Raw genomic sequence first — 14,462 nt, forward strand, 5'->3', positions numbered from 1 at the left:
CAGTCGAGGGGCATGACCGCAGAGTGCCCACGATCAGTACGGGTCACGCATGTCCGTCGCTGACACCTGCTTGCCCGTGCGCATCACCGGACGACCAGAATTGAGGCGGGATGACGGCTGGCGTTATTTGCCGACGCGGAAATTTGCTGCTTGTTTGAATTTGCATATTCATTGGTCCGGCGAAGATGGGCGGACCACGGTTTGCGGACGTTACGCGCGCGTCTATTTGCTGCCTTCGGCGGTCTACGGTAAGTACCGTTTTGACGTCGTGCTATGCCAGGCTTTGCGGTCCAGCGACGGCATGCGGATGGTCTTCTCGTAGTGCGAATCGAGTTTCCTCGAACCGCACTGATGAAACCCTACCGGGCGGTAAGTTGACGTCCCGATCGAGCAATTTCGAGGAGAGGAAGTTTGCAATGAACACGGCTGCTCGTTCGTATCTGACCACCGGCGTGGCGTTGGTGGGAGCCGGCGCCATCGCGGTCAGTCCCGTGGCGCCACCGATTCCGGCCGCCGAGCCCGTCGCGGCGCCGGTCGTCGCGGCCGCGGATCTGCAGCTGTCCGCGTTGGCCAACCCGTTCGCCGTCTACGGCCAGGTTTTCGAGAACACGCTGGAGAACCTCGGGCTTCTCGGCGAACGCATCCTCGACGACCCGGCTCCGATCCTCGCCCAGATCCTGCGCAATCAGTGGAGCAGCGCGGAGACGTTGATGGGCGCGCTCGACCGGGCCGGCGAGAGCCTGGCCAACTCCTTCTCGGCCGACAACCCGTTCGGGGTGCCCGCTCTGCTGCGGGCGGCCGGTGACGACTTCGCGGCGGGTGACCTGGAAGGCGCGATCAACAATCTGTGGCAGGTCGCGATCACGCCACTGCTCGGCCCGGCCGTCGAGCTGATCCCGGCGATCAATGCGGTGATCCGGCAGCCGGTGCAGAACATGCTCAATGTCATCGATCAGACCCAGCTGCCGATCACGCTGTTCGCGATCGGCGTGTTGAGCCCGATCTACGCCGGTGCGGTCAAGGCCGGGGGCGCGTTCGTCCAGGACGTCTTCGACGCGGTGCGCACCGGCGACCTCGAAGGGCTCGCCAACGCGTTCATCACCGGACCCGCCGCGATGATCGACGGATTCCTCAACGGCGACGAAATCGACGCGGGCTTCCTCAGCCCCGGGCTGGGCACGATCAGCGGGTTGCTCAACATCCGCGACGCCATCGCCAACGCGCTGAAGCCGCCGTCGACGGCCGGGATCGCGGCCATCGACTCGACCACCACGGATACGACGGCCCGCACGGTGTCGGTGACCGTGGAGGCGCAGGCGGAGGAGAGCGAGGGCTCGGGTAAGGATCCCGAGCCTGTCGCGAAAGCCGCTGTGCTCGACGGTGATTCGACCAACGCCGACGTGTCCGAGGCCGCCGAGGAGCCGTCCGACGAGGTGACCGATGAGGAGGTGACCGATGAGGACGTCACCGACGAGGAGCCGTCCGACGAGGAGGTGACCGACGAGGAGGTGACCGATGACGAGGTGACCGATGAGGAGGTGACCGACGACGAGGCCGCCGCGGACGACGACTCCGATTCCGACTCCGCCGCAGATACCGGCGGTGACTCCGACCCCGGCTCGGACGCCAACTCGGACTCCGGCTCGGACTCCGGCACCACCGAATAGCAAGCGATGGGCCCCGGCTTCGTCGAAGCCGGGGCCCATCCGCTGGTGTCCGAGGGGGGACTTGGCCACTTACGACACGGGTTCTGACCTGGCGAATCGGTACCTGATCGTCATCCATGCCGGGGTCGACCCACCTCTGACGTCGAGCGGTCGGATTAGCGGTCGAGTTGGGCGGGGGCGAGTCGGCACCCGGCGGCTTGGGCTCCGGCGTGCAGGCGTCGGTCCCAAACGGCGACGATCAGGCCGGGGTCGCCGACTGCCAACGCGCTGGCCAGATGGACAGCGTCGGCTCCGCGCAAGGCATGGGCGCGGGCGAGGCGGCCGGCGTGCTGTTCAATTGTCGCGGTGAGTTCGACTGGGCGGGTGGCGGCCCAGAAGTCCTCCCAGTCACGCTCGGCAGCGGCGAGCTCGGATTCAGTTAGGTCGTGATTGCGGGCTGCTGCAGCGAGTGCGGCGCGGACTTCGGGGTAGGCCAGACGGCTGGACAATGCGGCGTCGCAGCCGTCCCATAGCGCGGACGCCAGCGAGCTCCCTGTCTCGGTGGTGAGAAGTTTGACGAGGGCGCTGGCGTCGAAGTAGACGAGCGGCACCGGTCAGCGCCGCTGGTCGCTGACCTGGTCAGACACCGGCCGCCGCGGCCTGGGCCGGGACCGTCCCGCAGCGACGGGCCGCTGCGCGGTGGCCCTGCCAATCACGCCTTCGGCCGTGAGACGCTCCAAGGTGCCTGCGCTGTCCAGCGCAGCGAGTCGCGCGACCGGAATCCCGCGGTCGGTGATGACGACCTCACCACCAGCCCGAACTCGATCGAGCCAATCGCTAAGGTGCGCGCGCAACTCGGTCACGGATACCTCCACACCGTGAACTGTACACTCGCTGAACCGTGATTTGTACATGTCACTCCTGAGTGTGGCAACGACGACCTGAGAGATTGACCTGCGCAAGCCGGAGGCGAGGTGGCAACGGGCCGGTACACCGATTCGTCCGCGGTGCTGGCGACGCCGAGACGGTCGATATCATGGTGGCTGGTGGCCTTCCGTCCAAGCTGCATCCGAAGGTGTTGCGGCGGAAGGTGTTTGCCGTTCCCGGTGGGACTTCGGCGCAGCTGGCGTTCGTGGTCAGCTGCATGGAGGCGGCAGCGCCTCGGTGTCGGACGCCGGGTCTAGCTTGCAGCAGCGGACTCTTGAATTCTCTGCTTGAGGTGCTGTGTGCGGTGACTGCTGGCGATCGCCTTCATTGGCGTTCTGTTGCCAGCGACCCGATTGAACGACTCTCCCAGTAGTAACAGTTGGCCTGAGTCGCGAAGAACCTCGACATGCCTTGGATCGTATTCGTATGACGGAGCGTGCTTCAGCTGGCGGCTTGACTCACGAAAAGTGCCCGCGAAACGCCCTCGGTGCCTCACGTAAGAATGCCCGCGAAATGGTGATCGTCGTGGAGCATGGGAAGTGGGTTGTCGATGGCGTCTCGTGCCGAGGTCACCGCCAGGTACGCCAAGGCGTATGTGAGGGCTTCGAAGAAGGACCGGGGCCGGATTCTGGATCAGGTGGTCGAGGTGACCGGCTGGTCGCGTGATAACGCCCGCCGGCGGCTCACGGTAGCGGCCAGGCGCCCGCCGGGTGCGGGCCGCAGTGTCGCAAAACGGCCGCGCAAACCGCGCTCGCCGAAGTACAGCTATGACACCCGTAAGGTGCTGCAGAAGGTCTGGGCCGCCTCGGGTGGGCAGTGCGGCAAGTACCTGGCTGCTTCGATGGCCCTGCAGCTCGACGGGTTGGAGCGCCACGGCGAGTTGGTCTTTGGCCGTGACCGTTACAGCCCGACGGTGCGCGAGGAGCTGTTGGCGATGAGCGCGGCGTCAATCGACCGCTATCTGGCGCCGGTGAAAGCCAAAGACCAGATCAAGGGCAAGTCCACCACCAAGCCCTCGCCGCTGTTGCGCTCGTCGGTCAAGATTCGCAAGGCCACCGACGAAATCGAAGCTGCGCCAGGCTTTTTCGAAGGAGACACCGTCGCGCACTGCGGGCCGACGTTGAAGGGCGAGTTCGCCCGCACCCTCAACCTCACCGATGTGCACACCGGCTGGACTTTCACGCGGACCGTGCGCAACAACGCCCACACCCACATCCTGGCCGCCCTGAAAGCAGGTGTGCATGAAATACCGTATGAGGTAACTGGTTTGGACTTCGACAACGGCACCGAGTTCCTCAACAAAGCCGTCATCAAATGGGCCGGGCAGATGGAGATCTTCTTCACCCGCTCCCGGCCGTACAAGAAGAACGACCAGGCCACCATCGAGTCCAAGAACAACCATCTCGTCCGCAAGTACGGGTTCTACTACCGCTACGACACCGACGAGGAACGTGCGGTGCTCAACCGGCTCTGGCCTCTGGTCAACGACCGGCTCAACTACCTGACCCCCACCATCAAACCCATCGGCTACGCCAGCAGCGGTGACGGCCGGCGCCGCCGTCTCTACGACCAGCCCAAGACCCCACTGGACCGGCTACTGGCGGCCGGCGTCCTCTCACCAGCCCAAGAATCGGAGCTCCTGACCTACCGCGACAGCCTGAACCCGGCCGCGATGGGACGCCAGATCGCCGACCTGCAGAACCGACTTCTCCAGCTGGCCAAGGAGAAAACCGAACAGCTCTACCTCGCCAGCATCCCCACCGCCCTACCCGACACCCGCAAAGGCATCCGGATCAAGGCCTCCTGACCCAACGCCGTTTCGCGGGCATTCTTACCTGAGGCATGGATCAGATTTCGCGGGCATCTTGATCTGAGGCATCACGGCTGGTGTAGGCGTCCCAGAACAGTTGGCTCCACATGTTTAGTTGGTGGCATTACCCCGAGACCGTGGCTATGAGACCGAAATCACAACTACCCGTTTGAAATTCAATAGCCCACAACTGACTAGGAACATAAGGGGTAACCGAGCTTCAACTTGGGTGCGATTGCTGAACAACCGGTTTTTACTCAATCGTCACGTCGAGGGGCTCGCCCATCGGGCGGCCAGGAGTCGGTACCCGACTCAAGCGGAATATTCAAGGATCGAAGCAGGATCGAAAAGAGCCGCCAATTGGCGATCGCTCCGACAAGTTCGACCAAAACCGCGTGATCGCCATTGAATGCCTTGTGGCACGCGGCCCAGTTTTCCTCGGCAATGACCCCGTCACGTACCACATCATCGGTCGCCGCCAGGACTGCACGCTCGGCATGGCCCAGACGATTGGAACTTTGCCAGTCACGCACCGCCAGAAGGTCATCCGAAGCCACACCGAGCAGCGTCGCGATTCGCCAATGCTGTGTCCACTCATATACCGACCCCGTTACCCAGCCGATGCGCATGATGATCAATTCGCGTAGCCGGGCGTCGAGCACACCGTTAAATAGCAGCGCCTCGAGCATTCCGTACAGGGCCACTGCGAGGCTCGGCTGGTGAAGTGCCACGCGAAATACTGACAGTTCTGCCATCTCTTCGGGCAGCCCACACTCGGCAGCCCGCAGCCGGGCCTGCTCAAGGTCGAGCATCGGTACGCGTTCCGTCCTCGTCACGTGACCTTTCTCTGTTGAAGCTCCGCATGCTGTGAGGGCGTGGGCACGAAGACGTTGTGCAGGGCCGCACTCGATTTGGCATTTTCATCTGCAAGCGAACTGAGCAGCGGCGCGAGACCAGCGAATCCGGTTGATTCTCTTGTGATCCGGTCGAACGGCCAGCGGCGCGTGGCCAGAATCTCGAGGGCTGCCCGGTAGGCGGGATACTCCACGCCGAGTGCACCGGAGATGTGTAATTCCTTATACACCAGCGTGTCTGGTTCAAAGCCGGGCGCGCCGCCTCCGCCGCGGGTGCCGGCAACCACGACCGTGCCGCCAGGCCTGGCAAGGGCGACGGCGTCGGCGAACGCGGAGGGTGCTTTGGCGGTGACATCGACGACCACGTCGGCAAGCTGTCCGCCTGTCTCACGCTGGAGCGCTGTCACTGCATCGTCCTGCGATACGTCGATGGGCAGGTCGACACCGAATGATCTGGCTATGGCCAGTCGCTGATCGTCGCGTGGACCGATGCCGGTCATCGCGACGAAAGCGGCTCCCGCCTCTTTCGCCGCCACCGCCGCGCAGATCCCGCGGATGCCCGGTCCCAGTATCGCTACGATACCCCCCGCCTTGGTGTCGGGAAGAGATTTCCCCCATTGGATACCGGCCCCGAGAGGGTTGAACAACGTGGCGAGAACGGGGTCCATGTCTTCGGCAATCGGGAGTAGCATCGCGTCCCACGGAAGCTCCACATGGGTGGCGTATCCGCCCCATAACCCGGCGCCGATCTCCACGTCGACGAACCCGAACATGGTGGCGATGCCGTTCACCGCACATCGCCGGTATTCGCCGCGGCGACACTCCGGGCAGTCTCGGCAGGACCGGAACACCTCGACGGCCACGCGCTGGCCGGCCTGGACGCACAAGCGTTCGCTGGCCGCATTGCCGACATGTTCGACGATGCCGACGATTTCGTGACCTGGAACGAATGAGAAGCCGGCAGGCAGGTGTCCGGTGAATTGTTCGTGATCTGTACCGCATAGACCACATGCTTCAACTCGCAGGATCGCACCGCGGTCACCGACGTCGGGGATGGTCATCTGGCGCCGCTCCAGATTCCGCGGTCCGGTCAACACCATGGCCTCGGCGATCATGGAAGCTCGAATCCCGTGGACGACCCTGTGTTTCGGAGGCAAACCGTTCTGCCAACGTACATCTCGCCCGCCATCGCCTCGGCAATCTGCGGATCGTCGCTGCGTGCGACGACTCTTCGCCCGTCGGACAGGTGCGCGATGATCGGTGTCCATCGAGGTCGCCCGTCTCGGTCGTATTCGACCGTGTACCCGTCCACTGTCGCGCGACCGGTCGCCTCGTCGACGCCTGCGACGGCCAGCCGCGATGAATCGATCTGAGCTTGTTCGTCTGCCGTGTCGATCAGTCGCCACCCGGTTGGTGGAGGGGTGGCCGACCACACACCGACCGAATGTTTCGTCGAATACCAACCGAGGCCGGTGACGACGTCGTCCCCGCGATGGGTTACTTCGCCTACGCCGACCACCACCGGAGTACGCGCTTCTACCGACAATCGATCACTCGCTCAGGGCCACGGGCTGTTGTGAGACACGAATGCGATGGTGTCATATCTGCAGTCAAGCCACAATGGTGTGCGCCCGCGGCATACTGGCTGTTGTGTCGACGAAGTTGGTGCGATGGGGTGCCGCCGCGCCGTCAGATCGTGGTTCCGCTCGCGACCGATTGCTAGATGCTGCCGAGCGGTGCCTAGAGAGTTGCGGCGTGGTAGGCACGACCATGGAGGACATCGGCAGAACAGCGGGTGTCTCCAGGGCAACGGTGTATCGCTACTTCCCTAATCGGGAGGCGGTGATGTCGGGCGTCATCATTCGCGCCGCCGAGCGCTATCTCGATCGCATCAACCCCCGGATCGCGGAGCACACCGATCTGGGCTCCGCTCTCGTCGATTTCGTGGAATACACAGTTGAGGCCGCGCGCCGCGAAGAGATCATCGGATTGTTGTTCGGCAGCGACGAGGAACTCGCCGGCGTTGGCCTCGCGGCGGGGACCTCGACGTCACTCTTCGAACTCGTCACCGAGTTTCTCCGTCCCATCTTCAGGAGACACTGGAGTTACGTAGAACCGGGCGTCTCCGTCGACGACGCCGCCGAGTGGGTTCTCCGCACGATACTGAGCCTGCTGACTGTTCGAGGACCGCGGGAGCGCAGTCGTGACGGGCTCCGGACATTTCTTTCAAGGTTTCTCCTTCCCGCAATCCTGGCGAGCGACCATTGTCGACCGATGTGACAGACAAGGCGTAATGTCTCAACCACAGCTGAGGTAGGAGGCCGGACATGTCTGTGCAGTTCACCACGTTCAACCAGCAGGTCGCTGAACAACTGCAGAGCGCAGCAGAAACCACGGGCGGGTTGGCCGGTTACCTCGGCTTCCGGCACACTGACTTCACTGCTGGACGGCTCGTCGCGGAGATGGACGCACGCGACGACCTGAAGACGCCTTTCGGCAACTTGCATGGCGGCTGCTTGTCGGCCATGGTCGACCATTGCCTTGGAGTGGTGTTTTATCCCGTGATTCCGATGGGATCCTGGGTCGCGACGACGGAGTTCAAACTGAATTTGCTTCGTCCAGTTTCCAGCGGAACCTGTGTAGCCACGGCTGAGATCATCTCGCTGGGCAGAACCAGCGGTGTGGCACGTATCGACATCTGCAACGACGGCAGAGCGGTGTGTGCGGCGCAGGGCACCGTCACCGTCGTCGCACCGAAGGCCATCTCTTGATGTCTGCAAACAGAGCACATGATTTGTCCGCTCCTGTCGTCGAGCGCGTGCCCACGGTGGATGGGCTCTCGCTGGCGGTCGACTTCTACCGCTGTGACGGACCGCGGGCGGTCGTGTTGCTCCTTCACGGCGGTGGTCAGAGCCGGCACGCCTGGGATGTCACCGCCCAACGATTGCATCAGCGGGGCTACACCGTTGCCGCCTACGACGCAAGGGGACATGGTGACAGCGACTGGGATCCAGACGGACGCTATGACATCGAACGGCTGGGGTCCGACCTGTTGGCCGTGCGCGCGTACGCCGGCTCCGCCCGCCCAGTTGCCGCGATCGGGGCATCGTTGGGCGGTTTGACCATCCTCGGCACGCACTTGCTCGCCCCATCGGAGCTATGGCAGGCCGTCGTCCTGGTTGACATCACTCCGCGAATGCAGATGCACGGCGCCCGCCGAGTCCTATCGTTCATGTCGGCCCATCCCGAAGGTTTCGACAGCCTAGAGTCGGCCGCTGACGTGATCGCCGCCTACAACCCGCACCGCCCTCGCCCCGAAAACGTCGACGGCCTTCAAAAAGTCCTCCGCCGACGTGGAGACGGTCGCTGGGCCTGGCGATGGGATCCGGCGTTTGCGACGTCGAATTTTCAGTTCCTGCAGAGTGATTCAGACGACGGCGCAGAGGAGTTCGAGATGATGAGCGCATTCCTTGTCGATGGCGCGCGACAGGTGTCCGCGCCGGCGCTGCTGGTCCGCGGCCTGCTGTCGGACATAGTCTCCGAAGAGACAGTGAAGGATTTCCTCACCTTGGTTCCCCACGCGCAAACCGTTGACGTGTCAGGCGCGGGCCACATGGTTGCTGGCGACAACAACGACGCATTCTCGACGGCGGTCGTCGACTTTCTCGACCGTACCGTTTGACGCCAGTCGTCGGGCTGCGCGGGAGATCCCAGTTCGCCACCTATTCTGCTCGTATGCCAACTGATTCGGCGCGGATGTCGTTTCGCCGACATATCCGCGAGCAGGTCTTGAGGGCGACACGGGAACTCACCATTGAGAAGGGCTGGGAACAAGTCCGAGTGAGTGAGGTCGCCGAACTTGTCGGCGTCTCCCGACCGACGCTATACAAGGAGTTCGGCGATAAGCAGGGACTTGGTGACGCGCTCGTGGTGGCCGAGGGTCAGCGCTTCCTGGAGGGTATCCACGCCATTCTCGCCGAACACACCGGCGACGTTCAGGGCGGCATCACCGCAGCGGTGCGGTTCACCCTGCGTGAAGCAGAAGCCAGTCCGCTCCTGAAGTCGGTGCTGACGTCCAACCACTCAGGGGATGATCGCGCCGGTGCGCCGACGACGGGCGTTCTTCCTCTCCTGCCGACATCGGCGTCCCTGCTCCAGCTCTCCTCCGCGGCTTTGGTCGCGTGGTTTCACGACCACTTCGCCGATCTCGACTCCGAAGACGTCGAGGAGGTCGCAGACGTTCTGGTGCGGCTCACCGTGAGTCACGTCGTTCTTCCCTCCGCGGACATCGCCACCACGGGTGCGCGGATCTCGCGGGTGGCGCTCCGCTACCTCGGCGTTGGCTATAGATAGCTGTGACTTGAGCGGTCTTGGCCTCGATCCACTGACAATGGACTGTTTGTCGGGGTGTCGGGATAAGGAAAGTGCGTTCTGAGCTGGGAAGATTGATATTGTTCAGGCAACAATCGGTCCAGTTCGAGAACGGCACTTCCGGCGCGAGTGTCCCACACGTTCACCCCGCGGTCCGATGTGTTCGATGAGGATATCTGGTGTCGTGCGCGGGCCTGGTGCCGGTGATGGCGCTGGCTGAGCAGGCAGGCCTATCGGAGTTGTTGGCCAACAAGATTCACATCGCAGCTCCCAGGGTCAAGTCGAGGTCGGCCAATCCGGCTCCGAAACTGGCCACCCTGATCGCGAGCATGTAAGCGGGCGCGGATTACATCGATGATGTCGACCTGGTCCGCGCTGGCGGCATAAATCCCTTTTTCCGCCGGGTGTATCCCCCGTCAACGATGGGAACGCTGTTGCGGGAGTTCACTTTCGGTCATGCCCGCCAATTGGATTCGGTGCTGGCCGAGCATCTGGCCGGCTTGTGTGACCGGGTGAATCTGCTGCCCGGCGCGCAGGCTCGGGCCTCCATCGAACACCCGGGGAGAGGCGACGCTGCAGAAAGACGCCGCAAAGGTCGGATCTCCGGACCCGCCGGGACAGCTCAATGTGGTGAGAGCCGGAACTCGCTCGGAGAGCGGCCGGTCCATCGCTTGAAGGCGTGTGAGAAGTTGGCGAGGTCGCTGTATCCGAGATCCGTGGCTATCTCACTCACCGATAGGGATCGGTCGAGTAGCTGCAGCATCGCGCGCTCGCGCAGGAATGCTTGGCGCAACTCGCGAAAGGTGGTCTCCTCTTCGGAGAGGCGCCGCTTGAGTGTGCTGGTGGACATTGACAGCTCATGTGCGAACCAATGTTTACTTCGGCGTCCGGGCTCCTTCTGCAGCAGCCGTCTCACCTTCTCCGAGAACGACGTGGTTTCGCTCCGCTGGTCGAGAGTTCGCTGCAGATCGACGATGGCGAGTCGGTATGCGACGGGATCGGAGAACCGGCACACCTCGTTGAGCGTGTCCGCGGGAACATGGAGGAAGGACATCGGAGCGTCGAAGAACAGGCGCCCGGCGGTAAGGTCGTCCTCGCGATCTTTCAAGGCGGCGGGCGCTGGCCAACTCAAGTGGAGTGTGAGGGTCGGCGCCGCACGGACGAGCATGTCCAGCAGTCGCAACAACGCCAACCCGGCGTACGTGACGGCGAGGCAGTCCAGGGCCCGATCGCTGGTGTGTCCCCAGAGCCCGACGGTGAGGCCTTGGTCATCTGGATGAAACTGTGCTTTGACAGCCGTCGTGATCAACGGCAGATAAGTCAGCAGCTCTACGATCTCGGCCACTGAGCCCGCGCTGACCAGCGGAACACTCAGCGGGCCGAAGGACGTCAACTGTGCCTGTTCGGCTAACGCAAATCCGAGCAGCGTTGCCTGATCGATGTCTAGACCGGGGTACGCCTCACGAAACCACCGTAACGGGGCCTGGACATCACGCTGAATCAGCGTCGCCTCGTCGGTTCCTTCGCGAGCCATGATGTTGCGAAGCCGCGCGACGGCGTCTGGGTCAAACGCCGGGCTCTCGAGCATTTGCACGAATGCGAGTGGGGGCACACCCGCGTCATTGGGGTTCACTGACCATGGCCCCTTTGAGCCGAAATCACAAGTTTCTGACTCCGGCGAACATAGCCGCAGCGCTCATCTGGCGCAAGACTTGTGTCAAGTAACTGAGGACACGCAAGGAGCCTGGCTATGGCAGTTGTCACATTTGTCTCCCACGGCGGCGAGAAGTATGAGGCGCCTCTCGAGGAAGGTCAGTCACTGATGCGGGTCGCGACCAACAATGCGGTGCCCGGCATCGACGGCGACTGCGGAGGCGAAGCCGCGTGCGGCACCTGCCATGTGATCGTCGATCCGCAATGGTCCGATCGGGTCGGCCTCTCCGGGGCCAATGAAGAGGAGATGCTCGCGATGAACCCCGAGCGTCAGCCGACCTCCCGGCTGTCCTGCCAGATGCAGGTCTCTGAGGCGTGGGACGGTTTGATCGTCCATCTGCCCGAGTTCCAACTGTGATGACGAAAGAGAGGTGAGACGTGAGCAATATTCGCGAGGCAGTCACTGCCAAGGCTCAGGCAACAATTCCGATGGACCGAATAATCCAGGGCGCCCACCTCTACGACAGAACGCGGCGCTGGGTCACCGGCACCAACGGTGAAAAAATCTTCATCGAGCGACCGATCCCGCCGGCTGACGAGGTTGAACTGACCGACATCGACCTTAGCAATCCTTTCCTCTATCGTCAGGGTCGCTGGAAGTCCTATTACGAGCGCCTACGCAACGAGGCTCCCGTGCACTATCAGGCCCACAGCGCGTTCGGCCCGTTCTGGTCGGTGACGCGGCATGCCGACATCGTGGCCGTCGACAAGAACCACGAGGTCTTCTCCTCCGAGCCGTTCATCGTCATCGGGAGCCCGCCGCGCTTCCTCGACATTGCGATGTTCATCGCGATGGACCCCCCGAAACACGACCGGCAACGGCAGGCTGTCCAGGGTGTGGTCGCACCGAAGAACCTGCGTGAGATGGAGGGCCTCATCCGCGAGCGGGTGGTAGACGTGCTCGACGCTCTGCCGCTTGGCGAACCGTTCAACTGGGTGCAGCACGTCTCGATCGAGCTAACCGCGCGCATGCTGGCCACGCTGCTGGACTTCCCGTACGAGCAGCGGCGCAAGCTCGTCCAATGGTCCGATCTCGCCACCTCCATGGAGCAAGCCAACGGTGGGCCCTCGGACAACGACGAGATATTTCGCGGCATGGTCGATATGGCTAGAGGTCTCAGCGCTCACTGGCGGGACAAGGCAGCCCGGAAAGCTGCCGGAGAGCTGCCCGGCTTCGATCTGATCACCATGTTGCAGAGCGACGAGAGCACCAAGGACCTGATCGATCGCCCGATGGAGTTCTTGGGCAACTTGGTATTGCTGATCGTGGGTGGCAACGATACGACCCGCAATTCCATGAGCGGTGGTGTTCTGGCGCTGAACGAGTTCCCTGACCAGTTTGAGAAGCTGAAGGCGAACCCCGAGCTGATCCCCAACATGGTCTCGGAGATCATCCGGTGGCAAACCCCGCTCGCGCATATGCGCCGGATCGCCAAGGCCGACACTGTGCTCAACGGGCAGTTCATCCGCAAGGGCGATAAGGTCCTGATGTGGTACGCCTCGGGCAACCGCGACGAGCGCGTGTTCGATCGGCCCGATGACCTGATTATCGACCGGGCCAACGCCCGTAACCACATCTCCTTCGGTTTCGGCGTGCACCGCTGTATGGGTAACCGGCTGGCCGAGATGCAGTTGCGGATCCTGTGGGAGGAGCTGCTTCCGCGGTTCGAGAACATCGAGGTCGTCGGTGAGCCCGAGTACGTGCAGTCCAACTTCGTGAGGGGGATCAGTAAGCTGATGGTCCGCCTCATCCCGAAAGGTGGCGCATGACCGTGCAGCGAGCGGTCATCGCGGGGGCCAGCCACGCGGGCACCCAGCTCGCCGCCAGTCTTCGCCGAGAAGGGTGGGACGGCGAGATCGTCCTCGTCGGCGATGAGTCGGCGTTGCCCTACCAGCGGCCCCCGCTGTCCAAGTCGTACCTGGCCGACAAATGCGAACTGGCCGAACTCGCGATCCGCAACTCGGATTTCTACGCCAAGCAGCGGATCCGACTCCTGGATGCGACGGTGGCGGCGATCGACCGCTCGGCTGGTCATGTCGTGCTGAGTACCGGCGACGCACTGCCCTACGACAAGCTCGCGCTGTGCACTGGCGCCCGGCCTCGTCGGCTCCCCACCCCGGGAGCGGACCTGGCCGGAGTCTTCTACCTACGCACCGCCGCGGACGGCGAGATGATCCGAGAGGCCGCCGGCCCCGGGCGTCGGGCGGTGATCGTGGGCGGCGGCTACATCGGACTGGAGACAGCCGCCTCGTTGCGTGCACTGGGTCTGGAGGTCACCCTGCTCGAGGCGACCGGGCGCGTCCTTGAACGGGTCACCGCCCCGGAGGTATCGGAGTTCTTCGACCGGATCCACCGGGAGGAGGGCGTCAACATCCGGACGGGCACGCTGGTCGAGGCTCTGTCCGGCGACGGCAGGGTCCGCGAAGTAATCCTGGCCAGTGGCGAATCAATTCCCGCCGACCTCGTCATTGTCGGCATCGGCGTGGAGCCGAACACCGAGCTCGCCGCCACCGCGGGCCTGGTCGTCGACAACGGCGTCGTGATCGACGATCGGGCCCGGACTAGCGACCCCGACATCGTGGCCGCCGGGGACTGCGCCAGCCACGACATGGCCCGTTACGGCCGTCGCATCCGCCTGGAGTCCGTGCCGAGCGCGGCCGAGCAGGCCAAGGTCGCCGCCGCGACCGTCTGTGGGAAGTCCAAGAAGATTGCGGCCCTTCCATGGTTCTGGTCAGATCAATACGACCTCAAGCTCCAGATCGCCGGTCTCAACACCGGGTACGACGAGGTCGTCCTCAGCGGCGACCCGACCCGGGACCGCGACTTCACCTGCTTCTACCTCCGTGCCGGCGAGCTCATTGCCGCCGACTGCATCAACCGTCCCCGCGACTTCATGTTCAGCAAGCGGGTCATCACGCAGCAAGTCGCCGTCGAACGGGCCGAACTGGTGCTCGCCGGCTCGGACTGAGGTGCCGGCGGTGCGTAGGCGGTGGGAACGACGACGGCGGATGCGACGCGTGTCTTGGAGAGGTACTTCAGTGACAATTGCCATCCAGCCCCGCTGGCAAAGGAACGCTAGCGGCTGCCCGGCGGTCGCCTTGGCGCAGCGCATCAGGACCTAGTGGGGTTTCCCAACGAGC

14 protein-coding genes and 3 pseudogenes are annotated in these 14,462 nt (G+C 63.5%); 11 read left to right on the forward strand and 6 right to left on the reverse strand.

Translation table 11 applies throughout. The features are described from left to right. Nucleotides 1-49: 49 nt before the first annotated feature. Nucleotides 50-322 (forward strand): hypothetical protein, encoded by a 273-nt coding sequence (locus AU194_RS31580; protein WP_157575837.1) that lies wholly within the window; start codon nt 50-52, stop codon nt 320-322. A gap of 94 nt (nt 323-416) precedes the next feature. Continuing rightward, nucleotides 417-1,667, forward strand: a complete 1,251-nt coding sequence (locus AU194_RS00550; protein WP_059087300.1) for a hypothetical protein — start codon at nt 417-419, stop codon at nt 1,665-1,667. Between the two features lie 155 nt (nt 1,668-1,822). Here AU194_RS00550 and AU194_RS00555 read toward each other — a convergent pair whose 3' ends face one another. Beyond that, complete coding sequence (locus tag AU194_RS00555; protein ID WP_059087301.1) at nt 1,823-2,257, reverse strand: type II toxin-antitoxin system VapC family toxin; 435 nt, start codon at nt 2,255-2,257, stop codon at nt 1,823-1,825. A gap of 3 nt (nt 2,258-2,260) precedes the next feature. Next, a pseudogene (locus tag AU194_RS32360) lies at nt 2,261-2,715 on the reverse strand (type II toxin-antitoxin system Phd/YefM family antitoxin). Nucleotides 2,716-3,123: 408 nt separating this feature from the next. On the opposite strand from AU194_RS32360, the gene AU194_RS00565 reads away from it, so the two are divergent. Continuing rightward, nucleotides 3,124-4,380 carry a DDE-type integrase/transposase/recombinase gene (locus tag AU194_RS00565; protein WP_176215952.1) on the forward strand — a complete coding sequence of 419 codons (1,257 nt, stop codon included), beginning with the start codon at nt 3,124-3,126 and terminating at the stop codon, nt 4,378-4,380. 260 nt (nt 4,381-4,640) lie between these two features. Here the strand turns inward: AU194_RS00565 and AU194_RS00570 are convergent, their stop codons facing one another. The 3 genes and pseudogenes from AU194_RS00570 to AU194_RS00580 form a co-directional block, all read right to left on the reverse strand. Further along, nucleotides 4,641-5,219 (reverse strand): carboxymuconolactone decarboxylase family protein, encoded by a 579-nt coding sequence (locus tag AU194_RS00570; protein ID WP_036428816.1) that lies wholly within the window; start codon nt 5,217-5,219, stop codon nt 4,641-4,643. Continuing rightward, a complete protein-coding gene (locus tag AU194_RS00575; protein WP_059087302.1) occupies nt 5,216-6,352 on the reverse strand; it encodes a zinc-binding dehydrogenase in 1,137 nt (378 codons plus the stop codon). The genes AU194_RS00570 and AU194_RS00575 overlap by 4 nt, the downstream gene beginning before the upstream one ends. Then, nucleotides 6,349-6,717 (reverse strand): annotated as a pseudogene (locus AU194_RS00580) (acetyl-CoA acetyltransferase); the annotation flags it as partial. The pseudogene AU194_RS00580 and the gene AU194_RS00575, both read right to left, overlap by 4 nt. A 275-nt stretch (nt 6,718-6,992) precedes the next feature. Between AU194_RS00580 and AU194_RS00585 the strand changes: the two are divergent. The 5 genes and pseudogenes from AU194_RS00585 to AU194_RS32365 form a co-directional block, all read left to right on the forward strand. After that, nucleotides 6,993-7,517, forward strand: a complete 525-nt coding sequence (locus tag AU194_RS00585; protein WP_008256180.1) for a TetR/AcrR family transcriptional regulator — start codon at nt 6,993-6,995, stop codon at nt 7,515-7,517. A gap of 53 nt (nt 7,518-7,570) precedes the next feature. Beyond that, nucleotides 7,571-8,008, forward strand: a complete 438-nt coding sequence (locus tag AU194_RS00590; protein ID WP_046286743.1) for a PaaI family thioesterase — start codon at nt 7,571-7,573, stop codon at nt 8,006-8,008. After that, complete coding sequence (locus AU194_RS00595) at nt 8,008-8,919, forward strand: alpha/beta fold hydrolase (protein ID WP_046286740.1); 912 nt, start codon at nt 8,008-8,010, stop codon at nt 8,917-8,919. Before AU194_RS00590 ends, AU194_RS00595 begins: the two co-directional genes overlap by 1 nt. 92 nt (nt 8,920-9,011) lie before the next feature. Then, complete coding sequence (locus AU194_RS00600) at nt 9,012-9,590, forward strand: TetR/AcrR family transcriptional regulator (RefSeq protein WP_174682934.1); 579 nt, start codon at nt 9,012-9,014, stop codon at nt 9,588-9,590. 147 nt (nt 9,591-9,737) lie between these two features. After that, nucleotides 9,738-10,162 (forward strand): annotated as a pseudogene (locus tag AU194_RS32365) (IS1380 family transposase); the annotation flags it as partial. Nucleotides 10,163-10,230: 68 nt separating this feature from the next. Here AU194_RS32365 and AU194_RS00605 read toward each other — a convergent pair. Beyond that, nucleotides 10,231-11,196 (reverse strand): helix-turn-helix transcriptional regulator, encoded by a 966-nt coding sequence (locus AU194_RS00605; protein WP_059087303.1) that lies wholly within the window; start codon nt 11,194-11,196, stop codon nt 10,231-10,233. A 162-nt stretch (nt 11,197-11,358) separates the two neighbouring features. On the opposite strand from AU194_RS00605, the gene AU194_RS00610 reads away from it, so the two are divergent. The 3 genes from AU194_RS00610 (at nt 11,359) to AU194_RS00620 (ending at nt 14,290) form a co-directional block, all read left to right on the forward strand. Beyond that, entirely contained in the window at nt 11,359-11,679 is a 321-nt protein-coding gene (locus AU194_RS00610) for a 2Fe-2S iron-sulfur cluster-binding protein (RefSeq protein WP_012394830.1), read from the forward strand. A gap of 71 nt (nt 11,680-11,750) precedes the next feature. After that, nucleotides 11,751-13,091 carry a cytochrome P450 gene (locus AU194_RS00615; RefSeq protein WP_046285458.1) on the forward strand — a complete coding sequence of 447 codons (1,341 nt, stop codon included), beginning with the start codon at nt 11,751-11,753 and terminating at the stop codon, nt 13,089-13,091. Then, nucleotides 13,088-14,290 (forward strand): NAD(P)/FAD-dependent oxidoreductase, encoded by a 1,203-nt coding sequence (locus AU194_RS00620; RefSeq protein ID WP_046285459.1) that lies wholly within the window; start codon nt 13,088-13,090, stop codon nt 14,288-14,290. Before AU194_RS00615 ends, AU194_RS00620 begins: the two co-directional genes overlap by 4 nt. The last annotated feature ends 172 nt before the right edge of the window (nt 14,291-14,462 follow it).

The organism is Mycobacterium sp. GA-2829 (genome assembly GCF_001499965.1).
Classification (GTDB): Bacteria; Actinomycetota; Actinomycetes; order Mycobacteriales; family Mycobacteriaceae; genus Mycobacterium.

What these genes read in the sequence shown, in the direction of transcription:
- AU194_RS00550 (WP_059087300.1), top strand. Translation starts at nt 417, where the DNA reads ATGAACACGGCTGCTCGTTCGTATCTGACCACCGGCGTGGCGTTGGTG.
- AU194_RS31580 (WP_157575837.1), top strand. Translation starts at nt 50, where the DNA reads ATGTCCGTCGCTGACACCTGCTTGCCCGTGCGCATCACCGGACGACCA.
- AU194_RS00595 (WP_046286740.1), top strand. Translation starts at nt 8,008, where the DNA reads ATGTCTGCAAACAGAGCACATGATTTGTCCGCTCCTGTCGTCGAGCGC.
- AU194_RS00565 (WP_176215952.1), top strand. Translation starts at nt 3,124, where the DNA reads ATGGCGTCTCGTGCCGAGGTCACCGCCAGGTACGCCAAGGCGTATGTG.
- AU194_RS00605 (WP_059087303.1), bottom strand. Translation starts at nt 11,196, where the DNA reads ATGCTCGAGAGCCCGGCGTTTGACCCAGACGCCGTCGCGCGGCTTCGC.
- AU194_RS00575 (WP_059087302.1), bottom strand. Translation starts at nt 6,352, where the DNA reads ATGATCGCCGAGGCCATGGTGTTGACCGGACCGCGGAATCTGGAGCGG.
- AU194_RS00615 (WP_046285458.1), top strand. Translation starts at nt 11,751, where the DNA reads ATGGACCGAATAATCCAGGGCGCCCACCTCTACGACAGAACGCGGCGC.
- AU194_RS00620 (WP_046285459.1), top strand. Translation starts at nt 13,088, where the DNA reads ATGACCGTGCAGCGAGCGGTCATCGCGGGGGCCAGCCACGCGGGCACC.
- AU194_RS00610 (WP_012394830.1), top strand. Translation starts at nt 11,359, where the DNA reads ATGGCAGTTGTCACATTTGTCTCCCACGGCGGCGAGAAGTATGAGGCG.